The sequence below is a fragment of the Sulfitobacter sp. genome (assembly GCF_036961165.1).
Lineage (GTDB): Bacteria > Pseudomonadota > Alphaproteobacteria > Rhodobacterales > Rhodobacteraceae > Sulfitobacter.
The window spans coordinates 1-16,288 of record NZ_JBALVJ010000071.1 but is presented as its reverse complement, the minus strand read 5'-3'; the positions used below and the strand labels follow the sequence as shown (position 1 = coordinate 16,288).

At 55.7% G+C, this 16,288-nt stretch carries 12 protein-coding genes and 3 pseudogenes; 6 read left to right on the top strand and 9 right to left on the bottom strand.

Features of this window, described 5'->3' with window-relative positions; translation table 11 throughout:
* Nucleotides 1-123: 123 nt before the first annotated feature.
* Nucleotides 124-438 (top strand): putative quinol monooxygenase, encoded by a 315-nt coding sequence (locus V7730_RS18900; RefSeq protein WP_335749137.1) that lies wholly within the window; start codon nucleotides 124-126, stop codon nucleotides 436-438.
* 96 nt (nucleotides 439-534) lie between these two features.
* Here the strand turns inward: V7730_RS18900 and V7730_RS18895 are convergent.
* Both V7730_RS18895 and V7730_RS18890 read right to left on the bottom strand, forming a co-directional pair.
* Nucleotides 535-708 (bottom strand): annotated as a pseudogene (locus V7730_RS18895) (IS5/IS1182 family transposase); the annotation flags it as partial.
* Nucleotides 709-758: 50 nt separating this feature from the next.
* Complete coding sequence (locus tag V7730_RS18890; RefSeq protein WP_335749136.1) at nucleotides 759-989, bottom strand: hypothetical protein; 231 nt, start codon at nucleotides 987-989, stop codon at nucleotides 759-761.
* A 1,359-nt stretch (nucleotides 990-2,348) separates the two neighbouring features.
* Here V7730_RS18890 and V7730_RS22765 point away from each other — a divergent pair.
* Together V7730_RS22765 and V7730_RS22760 are read left to right on the top strand one after the other, a co-directional pair.
* Nucleotides 2,349-2,705: pseudogene (locus tag V7730_RS22765) on the top strand (nuclease-related domain-containing protein); the annotation flags it as partial.
* Nucleotides 2,705-3,049 (top strand): topoisomerase DNA-binding C4 zinc finger domain-containing protein, encoded by a 345-nt coding sequence (locus V7730_RS22760; protein ID WP_443070249.1) that lies wholly within the window; start codon nucleotides 2,705-2,707, stop codon nucleotides 3,047-3,049. The pseudogene V7730_RS22765 and the gene V7730_RS22760, both read left to right, overlap by 1 nt.
* Before the next feature lie 201 nt (nucleotides 3,050-3,250).
* Here V7730_RS22760 and V7730_RS18885 read toward each other — a convergent pair whose 3' ends face one another.
* From V7730_RS18885 to V7730_RS18855, 7 genes and pseudogenes are all read right to left on the bottom strand, one after another.
* Nucleotides 3,251-3,676 carry a GlcG/HbpS family heme-binding protein gene (locus tag V7730_RS18885; protein WP_335749135.1) on the bottom strand — a complete coding sequence of 142 codons (426 nt, stop codon included), beginning with the start codon at nucleotides 3,674-3,676 and terminating at the stop codon, nucleotides 3,251-3,253.
* 25 nt (nucleotides 3,677-3,701) lie between these two features.
* Nucleotides 3,702-4,907 (bottom strand): CaiB/BaiF CoA transferase family protein, encoded by a 1,206-nt coding sequence (locus V7730_RS18880; RefSeq protein ID WP_335749134.1) that lies wholly within the window; start codon nucleotides 4,905-4,907, stop codon nucleotides 3,702-3,704.
* Complete coding sequence (locus V7730_RS18875; protein WP_335749133.1) at nucleotides 4,904-5,689, bottom strand: enoyl-CoA hydratase/isomerase family protein; 786 nt, start codon at nucleotides 5,687-5,689, stop codon at nucleotides 4,904-4,906. Before V7730_RS18875 ends, V7730_RS18880 begins: the two co-directional genes overlap by 4 nt.
* Nucleotides 5,686-6,966, bottom strand: a complete 1,281-nt coding sequence (locus V7730_RS18870; RefSeq protein WP_335749132.1) for a TRAP transporter large permease — start codon at nucleotides 6,964-6,966, stop codon at nucleotides 5,686-5,688. The genes V7730_RS18875 and V7730_RS18870 overlap by 4 nt, the downstream gene beginning before the upstream one ends.
* On the bottom strand, nucleotides 6,966-7,532 hold the full coding sequence (locus tag V7730_RS18865) for a TRAP transporter small permease (protein WP_335749131.1): 567 nt from the start codon (nucleotides 7,530-7,532) through the stop codon (nucleotides 6,966-6,968). Before V7730_RS18865 ends, V7730_RS18870 begins: the two co-directional genes overlap by 1 nt.
* Before the next feature lie 122 nt (nucleotides 7,533-7,654).
* Nucleotides 7,655-8,563, bottom strand: a pseudogene (locus V7730_RS18860) (TRAP transporter substrate-binding protein).
* A 133-nt stretch (nucleotides 8,564-8,696) separates the two neighbouring features.
* Nucleotides 8,697-9,854 carry a pyridoxal-phosphate-dependent aminotransferase family protein gene (locus V7730_RS18855; protein WP_335749130.1) on the bottom strand — a complete coding sequence of 386 codons (1,158 nt, stop codon included), beginning with the start codon at nucleotides 9,852-9,854 and terminating at the stop codon, nucleotides 8,697-8,699.
* 147 nt (nucleotides 9,855-10,001) lie between these two features.
* Here V7730_RS18855 and V7730_RS18850 point away from each other — a divergent pair, with 147 nt between their 5' ends.
* The 3 genes from V7730_RS18850 to V7730_RS18840 all read left to right on the top strand — a co-directional run bounded on the left by V7730_RS18850 (nucleotide 10,002) and on the right by V7730_RS18840 (nucleotide 16,139).
* Complete coding sequence (locus V7730_RS18850) at nucleotides 10,002-12,899, top strand: FAD-binding and (Fe-S)-binding domain-containing protein (RefSeq protein ID WP_335749129.1); 2,898 nt, start codon at nucleotides 10,002-10,004, stop codon at nucleotides 12,897-12,899.
* 13 nt (nucleotides 12,900-12,912) lie between these two features.
* A complete protein-coding gene (locus V7730_RS18845) occupies nucleotides 12,913-13,599 on the top strand; it encodes a GntR family transcriptional regulator (RefSeq protein ID WP_335749128.1) in 687 nt (228 codons plus the stop codon).
* Nucleotides 13,600-14,075: 476 nt separating this feature from the next.
* A complete protein-coding gene (locus V7730_RS18840; RefSeq protein ID WP_335749127.1) occupies nucleotides 14,076-16,139 on the top strand; it encodes a hypothetical protein in 2,064 nt (687 codons plus the stop codon).
* The last annotated feature ends 149 nt before the right edge of the window (nucleotides 16,140-16,288 follow it).

Here is a 16,288-nt window from a genome sequence, read left to right as displayed (position 1 = left end):
GATGCATCTTAGCCAAGCCGCAAAACTGTCCTAAAAAGCAGGACCACTTCACTTCTGGATGCAGCCCCCTCGGTTAGAGCAAAGTACAAACTTCTGGCCTCGGCCCTATTCAAGGAAACACTTATGTCAAACGTCCATGTTGTTGCAGTTATCACCACGAAGCCCGGTCAGCGCGCGAGCGTTCTGGATATGTTCAACGCCAACGTGCCGGCCGTATTGGCGGAAGACGGCTGTATCGCTTACGAGGCGACGATCGACACTGAAAACGCAGGCCCGATGCAAAGCGCGTTTGGCCCAGACACATTTGTTGTGATCGAAAAATGGGAGAGCATGGAAGCGCTTGGTGCGCATGCCAGAGCCCCTCACATGAAAGAGTATGGCGCGAAAACAAAAGACATGCTGGCAGATCGCAAAATCCACATCCTGTCGTCTGTGTAATAAAACGCTAAGGCTGAATTTCACGCTTTAGGAACGCCGTTGGCCTTATTGCACAAATCTGTTTGAGGGTGAGCTTGCCCTTCCCCCCAAACGGACTTAGCCGACGGCCACGGTACGTGGTATGCCATGCGCTGTGACGCCATCGAGGATCACGGCACGGATTTGGATTTCTGCGACTTGGCGATCAAATTTGCGGACCATAAGCAATTAAACCAGCAGTTTCACGTATTGCATCTTGGTCTCGATACGGCTCCGGCGGTGGTATCCGGTCAGGCACCCCAAGAACAACACCCCCCCGCCGCGATGATATCGGCGCACCTTCAGGTATGCCTTAAGGTGCGCGAAATATTTCTCGTGTCGCGCTGCTTGATGTTCTTCTGGCAAACAAAATCGGAAAGAACTAAGTCGCCCCAAATCGACAGATCGGCTTGAAACCGCATTTCGCGAACATGTTTTCTGGGGGCGTAAAGATTGTAGGTGCCTTTCGTGGCCTCATACCCGCAATCGAACGAATGTTCCGGCTTGAGATCAAGAGTCGAAATGATAGTCACGCGGCACACATCCTTTCGTTGCCTGTTCAATCTAAGCTACTCTCCATCTTTTGGGTAGTCTCCAAGGTGGTTCAGGTTGCTCTCTAACCCTGCTGGTCGCTTTCAACCTGGCGTAGGTAGCCCACTGCGGGCGGCTTTCCACCATGGGCGGCTTGCGGCTGCGGATAGTTGTATACGGCGATCCAACCCTCGGCGCCCGCATTGGCCTGCGAGCCGGTCTCCCAAGCGTGCAGGCAGACACTTTCATACTTCAGTCACCGCTAATGCGCTCGGTGAAGATGTCGTCGAGACAGCGCCTTTTGCCGTCCGTGGGTGTTCGGGTACTGACCCGCCGCAAGCGGACAGTCCACGCGAACGACGTGAACTGCAGCCCTCGTCCGGGCGCTGTCATTTGAGTAAGGTTTTTTTTTCGCAAGCGCATCAGGCCGTTTTGTCTGAGTTGCATTCGTCCAACCAAGAGAATTGCTGCGCTGAGCACGAATGACCGGCCTCGGGAAGCTGCATCGCGGCGTCGTGCGCCTTAGCGAAGGTCCGAAGTGGGCCGGAAGCGACATGCGTCAGCTTATTCGGGGTGCGGGTCATTTACTCACTAAGTAGCTCGCACTCCGTCCCTTCGGTTCTGCGTTCAAGCTACGCGTTCGCCAAGGGCAAGCCCCTGGACACTGGCCGCCTGCGGCGACCTTGGGAGACGTCCAACTCTCCCAAACCCTCAAGGGGCTTTCAGCCCGAGAAAGGGAGGTTTCGCCCACCCCTTTCATACCCCCTCGCAGGGTCGTCGTTCGCCACTCCCCTTCCAGCACCCCCTGGCAGCCTGTCCGGCTCGGACCAAAGAGGGGACTTCCCTCTCTGGACGCTCCAAGGCAATGACCACTCGCCGTCGGTCCCTGCACCCTGTCAGGCGTCTCCGACGGTTAATCAGCACTTGCTGTCACTGACTTAAACGGCCCAAAGCCGCCATTCGTCAACAAGAGCCACGCCGCAGTGCAGCTTCCTTGAAGACGACATTGGCGGGGGAGCGCAGCATTTCGGGGTGTCGAGGTCTGCTTAGCGGGACAACGCGGCCACTGATCTTCTCGAGCCAGCCACTACAAAAAAAGCGCTCTAAATCCGTATTCTCGGCAGGCGAGCAAGCCCCATGCACATCATTTTTTCTGGTGTGACTTGAATTCCTAACCCATAGGCACCTTGGCACGATTTGACCTAAGTAATGAGCAATACTCAATATAAATGCGAGTCAGCCCATTGGCTGACGCAAATATGAAGAGGGCCTATGCTGAGGTTTTTGTTGAAAACAGCCGTTCGGTCTGCACTTCGGGCTGCAGAAGACAGCTACAACACACCTGAAAAAAAGGCGCTAGGGGAGAGCGACGAATTCACAATGCTCTGACGTCTTTACTGGACGAAAAAGAATATCGGGTGTTATCGGATTTAATTCTGCCGGTCGCAGGGGGTACGACGCAGTTGGATCATCTCGTGTTGTCCCGCTTTGGGGTTTTCGCAATTGAGACCAAAAATATGTCTGGTTTGATATTTGGGGATGCCAACCAGCAGAAATGGACGCAAGTACAAAAAGGCGGTAAGCGCCGTAGCTTCCAAAACCCTCTACGACAGAATTATGCGCATGGTAAAGCTGTGCAAAAAAAATATTGGGTGTCGACAAAAAAGTGCTGCATAACTTTGTTGTGTTTACTGGCACCGCCGAACCTAAGACGGTAATGCCAGAAAACGTTGCGTGGGGATTGCAGGCGCTTGGTAGGCTGATCGGTGTGCGCAAACAGCTTGTACTTACAGACGTCCAAGTGAACGATTACGTCCGAAAGCTGCAAGGTCAGGCCTTAGAAAACACTAGAGTTGTGCGCAAAGAGCATGTGCAAAGTCTTGAAAAGAAAGCTGTAGCCAAAACCATTGTCCCTTATCCAATACGAGCCGTTCCCGCTGAATCAACGTCTTGTCCGAAGTGTGGAGGTGAAATGGTTAAGCGAACTAACCGAAAGACGGGTGGTACTTTCTGGGGTTGCTCAAAGTTCTCTAAATGCAGAGGTGCGCGAAAGACGGCATAACTCATGGTCGCCACTTCGGCCCAGAGTAGACCTTCAGCGCACAAACCGGTGCCGCGCCGCGGCATTCCTACAGCAGACACGGCTAGACGGCTCAAATTCTATTTTATGCCAAAAATTATTCAAATTCATACGTAAATTCATTACGGTCAGATTGTCAAAAGTGAGAGCTGGTTACTACCCAGTCGGTGCTTTCGCTGTTCGCTATCCGCCATCCGCTACAAAACCTGCTGTCTCGATTGCAGAAATCGCGCAGGCTTCATCGTTGTCGGAATTGTCACCGGTGATGCCAACCGCACCCAGAATAACGCCGTCGCGCTTGATCAGAACACCACCGGCCACCGGCACAAGCGAGCCACCTGCCAGCGTGTTCATTGCCTGAATGAAAAACGGCTCAATCTTTGCCCGCTCATACAGCGCCCGTGATCCCAGCCCCATCTGGACCGCCCCCCGCGCTTTGCCTTGGGCAATTTCGGGTCTCAGCGCGCTGGTACCATCCTCGCGGGCCAGCGCCAACAGACAGCCGCCAGCGTCTAAAACGCCAACCGTCAAAGGCTTCAGTCCGTTGTCCTTACGCCAGCTGAGGCAATCGCTGATGATACTTTGGGCCTGTTCGAGGGTAAGAGGCATTAGCTGATCCTTTTGAGTGGCCGGGTCACGAGGCGATGATCGCCTTAGACTGGATGAGCGCATCAATCTGCGCGGTGTTATACCCCATCTCGGTCAAGACATCGCGGGTATGTTGGCCCAATATCGGGGCGGCATCTGCTACATGTGCAGGCGTGCGGCTAAACTTTACCGGGTGGCCAATCGTCTTGACCTTGCCCGCAACCGCATGATCCACATCGACAATCATATCGCGGGCCAGCGCCTGCGGGTCGTTGTGCATTTGCAAGATATCATTGACCGGCCCGGCGGGCAGTTGCGCTGCTTCCATGCGAACAAGCCAGTTCTCCGTCGTGTCTTGCACCATATAGGTGTTCAGGATTTCGATCAGTGCAGGCAGGTTACGTGCCCGTTGCGCGTTGGAGGAGAACCTTGGATCCTCGTCCAGTTCGGGCGCCTCGATCACATCAAGGAACCGCATCCAGTTGCTTTGGTTCGCGGCACCAATATTGATCCAGCCATCGTTGGTCTGGAACGCCTGATAGGGGGCGTTGAGCGGATGGGCAGAGCCAAGCGGCTCAGGCCTTTCTCCGGTGGCGAAGGCAATCGCGGACTGCCAGTATGTCTGAGTAATCGCAGCCTCAAACAGGGAGGTATCCACCTTCTGCCCAAGCCCAGTCTGCAGCATATTGGCATAGGCCGCCGAGACGCCCATTGCTCCGAGAATGCCTGCGTTGATATCGGAAATCGGAGCCGCGACTTTGACGGGCGGCCGCCCCGGCCCCTCACCTGTGATTGACATCAAGCCCGACATGCCTTGCGCGATGAGATCAAAGCCACCCCGCTCTGCATAGGGTCCCGTGCGGCCAAAGCCCGAGATTTCGCAATAGATTAGGCGCGGATTGGCGCGGGCCAGATCCTCGTAGGACAGGCCGAGCTTTTCCATCGTTCCTTTGCGATAATTCTCAATCACCACATCGGCCTCGGCCAGCATTTTGCGCAAGATGTCGACGGCGGCTGGGTCCTTGAGGTTCAGCGAGATACCGCGCTTGTTGCGGTTCATCATCATATAGGCGGCGGATTCACCCTCGATCTCGGGGGGCACAAAGCGGCGACTATCATCGCCCGCAGGCTTCTCCACCTTGATGACGTCTGCCCCCATGTCGGCCAGCATCAAACCACAGACGGGTCCGGCCATGATATGCGCCAGCTCAATGACACGCATTCCTTTGAGCGGACCTGTCTTTTCGCTCATTTGCCTGTCCAAACTGGTTTGGTTTTACCCAGGAATGCCTCCATGCCGATTTTGAAATCGTCGCTCATGTAGCAAGAGATGATTAGATCGGCGTCGTCCACTTTGAGTGCTGCACGGTTGCGGCGCAGCGCCTCTTTGGTGGCGCGCAGGGTCAGCGGGGCCATGCTGCCCACCCGTTCGGCGAGTTCACCCGCGCGGGCCAGCAAGCTGTCTTCGTCAGGGAGTACTTCGCTGATCAAACCGACCTGCAATGCCTCGCTCGCCTCGATCAGACGCGCGGTAAAGATAATCTCGCGCACCCGGCCTGCCCCGATCAGTTCGGACAATCGCGCAAGGTTTCCAGCGGCAACGCAATTGCCCAAAGTGCGTCCAATCGGGAAGCCGAATTTCAGACTGGTCGAGGCGATACGAATATCGCAGGCCGCCGCAATTGAACCGCCTCCACCTGTGCAGGCCCCGTGAACCGCGGCAATCGTTGGCACCGGACAGCACTCTACAGCTTCCATAACAGCATCAATCTGCGCTTCATAATCCAGTGCGTCCTGTGGTGTCTCAAAGGCGCGAAATTGCGTCATATCAGTGCCCGCGGCAAAGGCTTTGCCGCCTGCCCCCGCAATCACCACCGCACGCACTGTCCCGTCTGTAGGCATCTCCCGACACAATTGCGCCAGCCGCTCGTACATCTCGAACGTCAGCGCATTACGCGCCTGCGGGCGGTTGAAGGTGATCCACATGATGCCCTCGCGGACCTCATCGGTAATCTCGGGGGTTTGATCTGTCATCGGTAGAAATACTCCACAAGGAACATCGGCACGGACGGCACATAGGTGCACAGCATTAGCACTGCCAAAAGCACACCAACGAACCAGATATTAACCTTGGACACTTCCCAGATGTTGGCGCGCGCTACGGAACAGGCGGTGATCAGTACGGACGCCACAGGCGGTGTTTGTTGACCAATGGCAAGGTTTAGCGTGACCACCAAGCCAAAGTGCACAGGGTCAATACCTGCCGCCGTGATGAGCGGGATCACAATCGGGATCACCAGAATGATGGCGGCGGCAGAATGCAGAAAGAAGCCCACAATGAGGAAGAAGAAGTTGAGGATCAGCAGAATCGCCCATTGTTGATCGGTGATCGACAAGATACTTTCTGCCAGTTGCTGCGGGATCTGTGCACGTGTCAGGAAGCCCCCCATCAAAACTGAAGCGGCAACCAGCAGCATGACAACAGCCGTCTGGATGCCGCCATCCAGCATCGCGCGGCGCAAGTGGCTCACGTCCAAATTGCCATACCACGCAGAGACGATAATCGAGGCCAGAACGGCAAGACCCGCCGCTTCAGTCGCCGTGACATAGCCGCCAAAGATACCCCCGAGAATGATCACAGGCAGGGTGAATGCGGGCAGCGCGTCGATGAACGTTTCGCGCAAACGGGCGATGTTGAACGCCGCCTCGGTCGGGAAATTGTACTTTTTGGCGAAGAGGTAAGCGACCGTCATCAGCCCCCCAGCGCCGAGCAACCCCGGCACGACACCTGCAACAAACAACTGCTCAACAGAGGTATTTGCCGAAGCCGCGTAAAGGATCATCGGAATCGAGGGTGGAATGATGATTGCCAAAGAGGCCGAAGACGACGTCACCGCAGCGGAGAATTCCTTGGAATAGCCGCGCTTTTTCATCTGCGGGATCAGGATGGAGCCCATCGCGGCAACATCTGCCACAGCAGAGCCGGAAATTTCGGCAAAAAACAGAGACACCCCGATGTTGACCATGGCAAGGCCACCGCGAATGAACCCGATGATCGCAGTCACGAAGTTGATCAGCCGGTCGGTGATGCCGCCCGCATTCATAATGGCACCGGCCAGCACGAACATGGGGATGGCGATCAGGGAAAACTTGGTCGACCCGTCATACATATCCAGCGCGATTGTGACGAGGCTACCCGTTCCTTCGGTGGCCAGCAGGCCCAGCACACCCGCCATCGCCAAGGCAACAGCGATGGGCATGTTGATGCAGATCATGATCAGCATTGCAATAAAAATAGCGGCCATCAACATCAGACGTGGTCCTTGTTTTTCTCGAGTTCGGTTTCGACTTCTTCTTCAATCTCTGCGTGCTCGAGCGATATGCCAGCAGCTGTCAGTTTGAGAAATCCGGGAAGGCTGAGTGTTTGGCACAGCATGAACAGGATCGCGCCAATCGGGATGATGGATTGGGTGAATTGGATGGGGACCCAAGTGAGGGAGACCAAAGTATCGCCAGCCAGCACATCAAGAACCTGAAAGCCCGCCCGCGCCATAAGGAAGAAGAAGAGCAGTACAATCGCCTCGCCCAAGAGCAAAACGACTACCTGTATCTTTTGCGGTATGGCCAGCAGCACAGAGTCAAAGCCGATATGGCGGCGGTGCAAGGCGGCCAGCGCAGATCCGTAATATGTGATCCAAGCCAGCATGATGGCGGCGACCTCGTCATACCATGAAAAACTCTGCCCCATCAGGCGGGCGAACACGGCCATGGTTACGATCAATGTTAGCAGGACCATCAGGCTGATCGTGATCCATTCAAGCATCCTGCTCAGCATCCGATTGATGCGCGACAGGGTCGGGTAGGCAGCATGTTCCATGTGGGTCAGACCTGTAGGATACCGGACATCACGTCCCAAAAGCCATAAAGCGGGTGCGTGCCGTTGGAATGTTAATAATTGGGGTCAAGCGGCAAGCAAAGTGCCTGCTGCCTACACTCCGGTCAGCTGGCGTTGCCAAGACCAAGCACGGTGTCGATCATCTCCTGACCCCCCTCAACCTCATCCGCAAACTGGGAATAGATTGGCTTGGAGGCCTCAATGAAGGCGTCCTTGTCGGCTGTGTTTACAGCGACACCCGCATCCTCGATCACTTTCAACAGGCTCTCTTCCAGCTCCGCTGCTTTCTCGTAGGTGAAGTCTTGCGTCTTGTTGGCGCAATCCGTCAGACCCGTCTGCATATCAGCGTCCAGCCCGTCGAACTTCTTTTTCGACATCAGGATATACGCAGGCGTATAGACGTGACCTGTAACGGACAGATACTTCTGCACTTACTGAAACTTGGCCGATGCGATCTGCGCATAGGGGTTTTCTTGTCCGTCAATCACGCCGGTTTGTAGCGCGGTAAACACGTCAGAAAAAGCCATTGGCGTTGGGTTGGCCCCATACTCCTGGAACATCTTCAGGCGCCAGATACCGTTTGGCGTGCGCAGCTTGATGCCTTCCAGATCGGCAGGCAGGTTGATCGGGCGAACGTTGTTGGTGATATTGCGAAAGCCATTCTCGGCCAGACCGACAATGTGATAGCCGTTGTCATTGGCAGCTGCCTGAAACTTATCCATCATTGCGCCCTGAACACGGCGCATGTGGTCACGGTCTTTGATGATGTAGGGCATGTCGAAGATACCGAAGGTATCGTCCACCGAAGACATCACCGAGGATGGCAATGAAAAATCAATCTGCCCCAATTTGAGTTTCTGTAGTAGCTCTTTGTCTTTGCCCAGCTGCGACGACCCAAAAGTCTGCACTTCGACAGCGTCGCCCATCGCACCGTTCACACAGGCTGCGAAGTTTTCAACCGACGCCTCAAACAGCGATCCCGGATTGCCAACATGGCCAAATTTCAACGTCATATCAGCTGCGTAAGCACTTGTCGCCATGCCAATGGCCGTGGTTGCCGCAAGCAGTTTTGCAATAATCTTCATCACGTTCTCCTCCCAGAGATTAGATTCTTCCATTTTCTCGCCCCTTTTCGGGGTCACTTTTCTAGCTTAGCAATTCCATCGCCGCTTGAACGCCGCCGGTTTCATGTGGGACGTTCGCTTGCTTCAGGCCCATCTCGACACCAGCAAGCGTGGCAACCAGCATCAGATCGTTGAAATCGCCAAGGTGGCCAATACGGAATACCTTGTCGGCAACTTTTGATAGGCCATTTCCAAGGGAAATATCGTAATGCTGTAATGTGCTGGCACGGAACCCATCTGCGCTGTGGCCCTCGGGCAGCTTTACCGCCGTCAGTACACCACTCTCCTGCCCCTGCTTGGTGCAGAGCACTTCGAGCCCCCATTTGCGAACAGCCGCTCTTGCTGCCTGACCGTGACGCGCATGGCGGGCAAAGACGTTGTCCAGCCCTTCTTCATGCAGCATATCAACAGCTTCATTGAGCCCGTAGAGAAGGTTCGTCGCAGGGGTATAGGGGAAATATCCGGTCTTGTTCGGGCCAACCATTTCAGCCCAATCCCAATAGGACCGTTGCAGCCCCGCTTTGGCGTTAGCGGTCATCGCCTTTTCGCTAGCGGCATTGAACGACAGACCGGGGGGAAGCATCAGGCCTTTTTGGGATCCTGAAACCGTGACATCCACGCCCCATTCATCATGCTTGTACTCCAACGAGGCAAGGCCAGAGATGGTATCGACCATGAAAAGCGCAGGATGCCCTGCGCGGTCAATCGCCTTGCGGACCTCGGCGATTGGTGAAACGGAGCCCGTCGAGGTCTCGTTATGCACGACACAGACAGCTTTGATCTTTTGACCCTTATCTTCAGCCAGATAGGCTTCGATCTGGTCGGGATCTGCACCGCCGCGCCAGTCGCCTTCGATAAACGCTGCCTGCAACCCCAGCTTTTCGGCCAGTTTCTTCCACAGCGTGGAGAAATGACCTGTCTCGAACATCAGTACGCGATCACCAGGCGACAGCGTGTTGACCAAGGCCGCCTCCCATGCGCCGGTGCCAGACGCAGGATAGATGAACACGTGTTGCTGCGTCTTGAAGATGGACTTGAGCCCGTCCAGCGCCTTCATGCCTACGGCTGCGAAATCGGGACCACGGTGGTCGATGGTCTGCTGCCCAATTGCGCTCAGGATCCGGTCAGGCACAGCGCTAGGGCCGGGGATTTGTAAAAAATGGCGGCCAGCTTTTCTCATGACAATCGATCTCACATTCAGGTGTGTTAAAGCGACCAAGAAAGAACCCCAAGGCCGACGAATTTTCTTTTCAGTTGAACCAACGTAATTTTTAATTCATAATTAAGTCAACAGCAATGATCGCCCTTAACTGATATTGGATCGCATATGTCTGGTCTCTTCGACGCTCTGAAATCTCGTGTTCAGGGTGACCTTATGTTCGACAGCTTTTCGCGGGGACGCTATGCCACGGATGCGTCGCTTTATCAGATGATGCCATTGGGGGTGCTGTCGCCGAGGTCCGAAGATGACATCCGCGCCGCCATCGATATTGCTGGCGAACAGGGCCTACCCCTGCTTGCGCGCGGTGGAGGGACGTCGCAATGCGGCCAGACCGTGAACGAAGCACTGGTGTTGGATAATACACAGTATTTCAACGATATTCTTGAGCTGGATGTGGAGGGCCAACGATGTGTTGTGCGCCCTGGAATCGTTTTGGATGATCTCAACCGTGCGCTCAAACCCCACGGGCTTTGGTTCCCTGTTGATGTCTCGACCGCATCCCGCGCTACCATCGGCGGGATGACCGGCAACAACTCCTGCGGCGGCAAATCCCTGCGCTACGGAATGATGCGCGACAATGTTTTGTCGATAGACGCTTTTCTAGCAGACGGCAGCAAACATCATTTTGGGCCAGTCGAGTCCGCCGTATCCCCCCTAATGCAATCGTTGACGGAGGACCTGCTACACCTTGGCACCCGTGAGGCCGCTGAGATCGACGCCCGATTCCCCAAGGTCATGCGCCGGGTGGGTGGCTATAATATCGACGCGCTGGTGCCCCGCGACACCCCCAACAACATGGCGCATCTTCTAGTGGGCTCGGAAGGCACGCTTGCCTATTCCACCGCGATTGAGTTGAAACTCTGGCCCATCATCTCAAAGAAAGTCCTTGGTGTTTGCCATTTCCCGACCTTCCATCAGGCGATGGATGCCGCACAGCATCTGGTCACACTGAACCCCCAAGGCGTTGAACTGGTCGACGCCACAATGATCGGGCTGGCCCGTGATATCCCGATGTTTCGCCAGACCATCGAGGAATTCGTGACCGGCAAACCCGACGCCCTGCTGCTGGTTGAGTTTGCCGAAGAAGACGCAAGCCTACACGCCGAGAAATTGCGTCAACTGGATGAGATGATGGGCGATTTGGGATTTTCGTGGTCCGGTTCGGGCAAGAATTGGGGCGGTATGACTCCTGTGCCTGATCCTGCGATGCAGGCACGTATCGCTGATCTGCGTAGCTCTGGGCTCAACATCATGATGTCCATGAAAAGCGACGGCAAGCCAGTGTCATTTGTTGAAGACTGCGCCGTAGAGCTGCCCGACCTTGCGGCCTATACGGCTGGCCTGACGGAGATTTTTCAGCGCAATGGGACCAAAGGCACATGGTACGCCCATGCTTCCGTCGGCTGCCTGCATGTACGCCCTGTCCTGAACCTCAAGCTGGATCAGGACGTCAAAACCATGCGCGCTATTGCCGAAGAATGCTTTGATCTGGTCGCACAGTATAAGGGCTCCCACTCGGGCGAGCATGGCGACGGGCTGGTCCGATCCGAGTTCCATGAAAAGATGTTCGGGGCTCGCATGGTGGCCAGCTTTGGCGAGGTCAAAAAGCGGTTTGATCCAACTGGCCTGTTCAATCCTGGCAAGATCGTCGATGCGCCCAGGATGGATGACCGACGCCTGTTCCGCTATGGCCCCGACTACAACGTGCCTGCGTTTAAGACCGGCCTCGACTGGTCCGACTGGACAGGTGGCGGAGACGGTTTCCAAGGCGCGGTTGAGATGTGCAACAACAATGGTGCCTGCCGCAAGCTCAAGGGCGGGGTGATGTGCCCATCCTTCCGCGTGACCCGCAAGGAGCAAGACCTCACGAGGGGCCGCGCAAACACGCTGCGCTTGGCGATCTCGGGGCAATTAGGGCCCGATGCGCTGACCTCGGACGAGATGGCCGAGACGATGAAGCTGTGTGTGTCGTGCAAAGGCTGCAAACGCGAATGCCCCACAGGCGTGGACATGGCCCGCATGAAGATCGAAGTGCAGGCGGCCCGCGTGCGCAAAAACGGTCTGAGCTTGCAGGACCGTCTGACTGCGTTTCTGCCGCGTTATGCCCCATGGGCGGCGCGGCTGCCGCTTCTGGCGAATCTGCGCAACACGGTGCCGGGCCTGGCAAAGCTGACCGAAAGGTTGACCGGCTTTACTGCCACCCGCAAACTGCCGACATGGGCCAAGCACCCGTTTAAGGACAGTGAGGCAGAACCTCATGATGTCCCCAAAGTTGTCGTTTTTGCCGATTGCTTTAACCGCTACTTTGAACCTGAAAATCTGCGCGCCACGCTCAAGGTGATGGAGGCCGCCGATGTGCCGGTGCATCTGGCACAGGCCCCCAAAGGCGAGCGGCCGCTGTGCTGTGGCCGCACATTCCTGTCTGCCGGTTTGATAGATGAGGCAAAAGTGGAAGCGCAGCGCTTGGTTGACGCCATGATGCCCTATGTAGAACAGGGCCTACCTATCATAGGGCTGGAGCCCAGCTGCTTGCTGACCCTACGCGATGAAATTCCGGCCCTTCTGCCCGGTGAAGACACCGCAAAGCTCGCCGCCAAGGCGCGCATGCTGGAAGAATACATCGCCGATCAGGAAGGCAATCCCGATTTCCATCTTCCGCTGACCTCTCCTGCCGCAAAGGTTTTATTGCACGGACATTGCCATCAAAAGGCAATGGGCGTTATGTCGAGCATCGAGAAGACCCTGTCGCTCTTGCCCGATACACAGGTCGAGACTGTGGAGACATCTTGCTGTGGCATGGCCGGCGCATTCGGATATGGTGCCGACACACATGAGACATCCCGCGCCATGGCAGAGTTGGATCTGGCGCCTGCAGTAAGGAAAGTAGACACAGAAACTTTAATTGTTGCAGATGGCACATCCTGCCGACATCAGGTCGCAGACCTGACCACACGCCAACCCATCCACATGGTACGCCTACTGGAAATGGCTCTGAAAAAGTGAAATCACGTCCCCAATGGCTCAAACAACAAACTCTCAGGCGATCACCCGCACCTCGTTACATCACGAGCTGGTAGGCCGACTTCAGACATTGATCATCAATGCGGACTTGGAGCCCGGATCTAAGGTGCCGGAAAAGTTACTATGCGACCAATTCGGGGTGTCGCGCACCCCGCTGCGTGAGGCGCTCAAGGTGCTTGCCTCGGACGGGCTGGTGCGGCTTGAGCCCAATCGCGGCGCATGGGTGACCCGCGTCACGATTGAAGAGGTTGAAGAGGTGTTTCCGGTGCTGGGTGCATTGGAGGCGTTGTCGGGCGAGCTGGCCTGCCAAAACATTACCGACGCTGAAATTGACGCGGTCCGCGATTTGCACGCGCAAATGATACAAAGCTATAAGGAGCGCGATCTGGACGCGTATTTCAGCATCAACCAGAAGATTCACCGCGCTATTTTGCTTGCAGCCCGGAACGGTACGTTAACTTCATCCTGTCAGGCCTTGTCACTGCGCATGCAGCGGGCCCGGTATCTGGCCAATATGACTCAAGGGCGATGGCAGGACGCCGTGCAAGAACACGAGCGTATCTTGGAGTTTCTTATTGCGCGAGATGGTCCCAACTTGGCGCGAACCCTGATGGGTCACATGAATTCCAAGCGCCTGTCGGTTGTAAGGTGGCTTCAGTCGGAAGGGGCGATGAAAGGCTGAGGGTTTTCCGTTGATCCGTTTGTCAGTATTGTACGAGCTGACATTCTGCTTTTCGCTCAGGAAAGGTACAAGGTGCCTAACATTCAATCCAGGCCAAAAACATCGATTGGGTTACGTACTAAATAGGCTTTTTAGGCGAAACTGCCCAAACATCTAGAGAAACTGCCCAGACATAACAACGAAGCCGGGCAACAACCCGGCCCCAAAACCTAAGCTGCCCCGCCGGAGGCACCAATTCCGGCAACGACCCTCCCAACATGATCAAAATCACAGCGAGACATCTCGCAACAAAGGGGGGTCATGTAACATCCCCCTCCACTAATACGAAAGCGCAGGTCAGAGTAGATGGAAGCACAAATCTTACATTCCGGCTTTGACGGTCTTAAGTTCACGCTTCAAATGGACATTCCCCCGGCCCTTCGCGCAGAACTGCTTGCCGCCAAGGACCACGCAAAGAAGACCCATAAGACAGCGTTTTGGAGTTTAGTTCAATCAAGCTGAACGCCACCAACAAAGGTGCACGCGGTTTCACCGCCCATACTGGCGATCATGGCGCAGTCTGGTTGTTCCAAGATCCCGAAGACCGCATTCCCAACAATCCCGGCATCACGATCGGCTTTCGGGCCTTTGGTCTTGCCACAGGTGGCCTTGATCGGGCTGAACGACACTTTCGAGCCTGCATGGACGCCTTCGGCATCCCGTATGTTGAAACGCAACTGCGGGTGGCGCGGGCAGACTTTGCCGTCGATTTCCTTGCCCCTTGGTTCGAACCAAACCGAGAATGCTTGGTTGTGCCGCCCGGAACCAAGGTCACAGAATACACTGGTGTTGATGATACCGCGACCACTTCAAGCGGAGCACGTGTCACCGGATTGCGGGCCGGAGCCATCGCGAACCGTCAAATCGCGATCTACGACAAACGCGCCGAAGTCATCCAAAGCAACAAACTTGGCTGGCTCACCATCTGGAATGCGGCGAGAGAAGCCGTCGGCAAACCACCGTTAGACTTCACTGATCGCAACACCAGCCAAGTCTGGCGTTTCGAGTTACGCCTTGGCTCTAAGCAACTGCGCAATCGTTTCGAGCTACGCAGCTGGCAGGACATTCGCGACACCATCGGAGACGCGTTTACAGACGCTATCAAACGCATTCGCTACTTCTACCCGACACATGACCGCAACCGCGCCCGCTGGCCCGCCCACGAACTCTGGCGGTCGTTAGAGATGGTTATCGGTAGTGATCTTCAGCAAAACTGCTGCGGTGTTCTGCCTAGCGACGTGATCCAGGCCAACCGCACCGCAAAAATGCGCGAGTTAGACCTTGATGACAGACGCCGGACTATGGCGGGTGAAGCGCTGTTCAATGGTCTGGAATATCCCATCTTTAACCGCGTGGGGTCTGTAGAGGATTGTCTCTTTCTGGACCTTGGCGGCAAAGATTGGGCATCAGTGTGCATCGATGCAAACGGCTGGAAAATCGTCAAGCGTGGTGCAGTCCGGTTCCTACGCTCCCGCGCCATGCAAGCTTTACCTGCGCCAGTTACTGGCCCTGCCGATATCAATCTGTTGCGGCCCTTTCTGAACGTAAGTTCAGAAACCGACTTCAGAATGTTGGTCGCGTGGTTATTAGGATGTTTCCAGCCAAAAGGCCCCTATCCCATTTTGATCTTGACCGGGGAACAGGGCAGCGCCAAGAGCACGACTGCAAAAGTGCTGCGCAGCCTTATTGATCCGGCCAACCCGATGACTCGCAGTGCGCCCCAATCTGAGCAGGATTTGGTAATTGCGGCCCGGCACAATCACGCACTCGCCTTCGACAACCTGTCGCATATCAAACCCAACCTTGCGGACGCTTTGTGCCGGATTGCGACGGGTGGCGGCTTTGGCACCCGCAAACTGCACACCAACTCCGAAGAAGTGCTGTTTGACGCAACTCGCCCGGTCTTGATGAATGGCATCCCTGATCTTGCCAGCCGACCCGATCTGGCCGACCGATCTATCATTGTCTCCCTGCCGGTCATTGAGGAAACCGAACGAGAGTTTGAAGCGGAGTTTTGGACGCGGTTCAATCAAGCCGCCCCTCACATCCTTGCAGTACTTCTAAACGCCACTGCGACGGCTCTTGCAAGGCTCTCTACTGTTACGCTCACAGAGCGCCCACGCATGGCGGACTTCACGAAATGGGTAAGTGCTGCAGAACCTGCGCTTGGGTGGCCTGAGGGGGCGTTCTCGGAGGCCTACGCCGCAAACCGGCAATCCGTGGACTCTGCGGCTATTGAATGCAACCCAGTGGCCGAAGCCATCGTCAGCATGATCATGGATCGCGGCCCGTTCAAGGGAACCGCGACAGAACTGACCAAGGCGCTACGCAGTCTTTATCCGCAACTCACAGACGATCCGCTGATCTTTCTACGACAGCACAACAAGCTATCAAGCGAATTGAAACGGGTTCAACCTCTGCTGCGGCGGCAGGGGATTACCATGTCCAAGGCGCGGCAAGGCAAAACCGGGCAACGCGCGATCTGTATCAAACATGGATAAAGGATCGTCAGCATCGTCAGCCTTGCCCGTTGGCTGACGATGCTGACAGTGCTGACGATGGAATTGCGTGTTTCAGTATGGCTTGGGGCGCACTCGGCCCAGAGCGGACCTTCGCAAAGGGTCGCGACCGAGCAATACAGCTTTCCTAA

Coding starts and splice junctions, on each gene's coding strand:
- V7730_RS18900 (WP_335749137.1), top strand. CDS start 124: ATGTCAAACGTCCATGTTGTTGCAGTTATCACCACGAAGCCCGGTCAG.
- V7730_RS22760 (WP_443070249.1), top strand. CDS start 2,705: ATGCCAGAAAACGTTGCGTGGGGATTGCAGGCGCTTGGTAGGCTGATC.
- V7730_RS18885 (WP_335749135.1), bottom strand. CDS start 3,676: ATGCCTCTTACCCTCGAACAGGCCCAAAGTATCATCAGCGATTGCCTC.
- V7730_RS18880 (WP_335749134.1), bottom strand. CDS start 4,907: ATGAGCGAAAAGACAGGTCCGCTCAAAGGAATGCGTGTCATTGAGCTG.
- V7730_RS18875 (WP_335749133.1), bottom strand. CDS start 5,689: ATGACAGATCAAACCCCCGAGATTACCGATGAGGTCCGCGAGGGCATC.
- V7730_RS18870 (WP_335749132.1), bottom strand. CDS start 6,966: ATGTTGATGGCCGCTATTTTTATTGCAATGCTGATCATGATCTGCATC.
- V7730_RS18865 (WP_335749131.1), bottom strand. CDS start 7,532: ATGGAACATGCTGCCTACCCGACCCTGTCGCGCATCAATCGGATGCTG.
- V7730_RS18855 (WP_335749130.1), bottom strand. CDS start 9,854: ATGAGAAAAGCTGGCCGCCATTTTTTACAAATCCCCGGCCCTAGCGCT.
- V7730_RS18850 (WP_335749129.1), top strand. CDS start 10,002: ATGTCTGGTCTCTTCGACGCTCTGAAATCTCGTGTTCAGGGTGACCTT.
- V7730_RS18845 (WP_335749128.1), top strand. CDS start 12,913: ATGGCTCAAACAACAAACTCTCAGGCGATCACCCGCACCTCGTTACAT.